General features: G+C 48.0%; 3 protein-coding genes. 1 reads left to right on the top strand and 2 read right to left on the bottom strand.

Going from position 1 to position 1,682, the window contains the following annotated elements; all coding sequences use genetic code 11:
• Positions 1 to 126 precede the first annotated feature (126 nt).
• Both VGM55_RS06545 and VGM55_RS06540 read right to left on the bottom strand, forming a co-directional pair.
• Positions 127 to 678: a toxin YdaT family protein gene (locus tag VGM55_RS06545; protein ID WP_331635038.1), complete on the bottom strand. Its 552-nt coding sequence runs from the start codon at positions 676 to 678 to the stop codon at positions 127 to 129.
• A gap of 2 nt (positions 679 to 680) precedes the next feature.
• Complete coding sequence (locus VGM55_RS06540; protein WP_331635037.1) at positions 681 to 896, bottom strand: helix-turn-helix transcriptional regulator; 216 nt, start codon at positions 894 to 896, stop codon at positions 681 to 683.
• Between the two features lie 105 nt (positions 897 to 1,001).
• Between VGM55_RS06540 and VGM55_RS06535 the strand changes: the two genes are divergently transcribed.
• Positions 1,002 to 1,382 carry a helix-turn-helix domain-containing protein gene (locus VGM55_RS06535; protein WP_331635035.1) on the top strand — a complete coding sequence of 127 codons (381 nt, stop codon included), beginning with the start codon at positions 1,002 to 1,004 and terminating at the stop codon, positions 1,380 to 1,382.
• Positions 1,383 to 1,682 lie beyond the last annotated feature (300 nt).

The following is a 1,682-nucleotide window of genomic DNA, read 5'->3' as shown; positions in this document are numbered from 1 at the left end:
CAGGGTGATCTTCACCTTGCGGTAAGGCTCATTTGTTGCCTTGCTTTTAGGCATGGCCTTAGGCAAAGAATCAGACATATCTCACCTCATGGTTTGTCGTCGGAGAATTCATTGGTCATAACCCGATTACATAAACTGCGGTGCAACGGCGGTGATGCCCGCCAGTAGTGGTCCTGCCGCGTCTGCTGGCAGCAAGTTCAGCAGTGCAATTGCCGCTTCCCGGATTTCTTTCTCCAGCTTCTGCAACGGTGCGCCCAGTAGCTTCGCCTGGTGAACTTCGCTGCATTCCTTAATGGCACAGGCCACCAGCTCAGCTTCCGTCATCCCCTTGCGCAGCCCATGTTTTCTGGCAATTTTAACTGGCATTGCGTGCGCAATTGCCGGAGCAAGCTGCATGACGTAACGGTTGTATTTGTCTGAACCTGTTTCATTTTTGAGGTAGCGAAACAGATTCTGTTTGTTGACAGTAATGCCGCGCCCCCCCTGCTTTTCCCATTGTTCGGCCACCAGCTGCGCTATCTTTTCCTGAGCCTGTCCCGGTAACGTTTGTTCCCATTCGCGTACTGCATCATGGATTATCAGGCGCTTACCGTTATCCCGACGTCGGGGTTGATACTGATGGGTTTTCAGCGAAAAATCCGTCAGTGGGTTATGCTGTCCGAAATTTATAGATTGCATGACTACTCCCTCTCAGGCTCTGGGGGAAAAACACTATCGAGCGTGCAATTGCTGCCTAATGAATTCAACTTATCAACAATTAAACGGCAATCGCTTAAAGCGGGTCTTCTGGAGCCGTTTTCATAATTAGAGATCCGAGACTGGCGCCATCCAAACAGGGAAGCGAAATACTCCTGTGTTATGCCAAGTGCCTGTCTTTCTTTTGCGATGTTGTTCATATGCTTCTCACGATGACTGTTTGAAAAACATTAAACACACATCGTGTTTCATTGTCAACACGCATTATTTTTGAGAAATAACACGCCACGTGGTAAAAAACAGGTATGAAAACAAATGTGACAATTGCTGCTCGCCTTAAGAAGGCGAGAGAAAAGAAAGGAATTTCCCAACAGAAGCTTGCGGACCTGTGTGGGTGGGTTCAGTCGCGCATAGGAAACTATGAAACCGGAAGTCGCAGCATTGGGATCGACGATGCAATATCGATGGCTGACGCCCTGGGTATAAGCCCGGTGGAGCTAATCTTTGGAGAGGATATAACTGAAACATGGCTCCCCCCTAAACAGCGCAAACTGATAGCCCTGTACAATCAACTTCCGGAATCAGAACAGGACAGAATGTACGATCTTTTCCAGATGCGACTTAAAGAACTCGATGACTACGTTGAAAAGTATTTGCGTGGCCGGTTTAAAGAGGCCAACGAATAATCAAGTCCCTTGCCTGAAACCAGCTGACAAGCTGGTTTTTTTTCGCCCTTAATCTGGCTGCTTCCCATCGCTGAAAATTTTTTATCAGAAACCAACACATGATGTGTTGACATGGAACCACGAAATAAGCTTAACTACAAACACATAACGCAGTAACGCGTCATCCAGGCAGGAAGCCCACGAAGTAGCTGCCGGCGGCATACGAAACACCGGATGAGATGACAAATTTAAATGCGCAGCAGGCAGTAACCGTTCCGCCAGCCTGGCGATAAGGGCAAAACAGGAGAATACGGGATGATT

It is taken from the genome of Cedecea sp., from assembly GCF_036500665.1.
Lineage (GTDB): Bacteria > Pseudomonadota > Gammaproteobacteria > Enterobacterales > Enterobacteriaceae > Cedecea.
The sequence above is the reverse complement of the archived record's forward strand: the minus strand, read 5'-3'. Positions and strand labels throughout refer to the sequence as shown.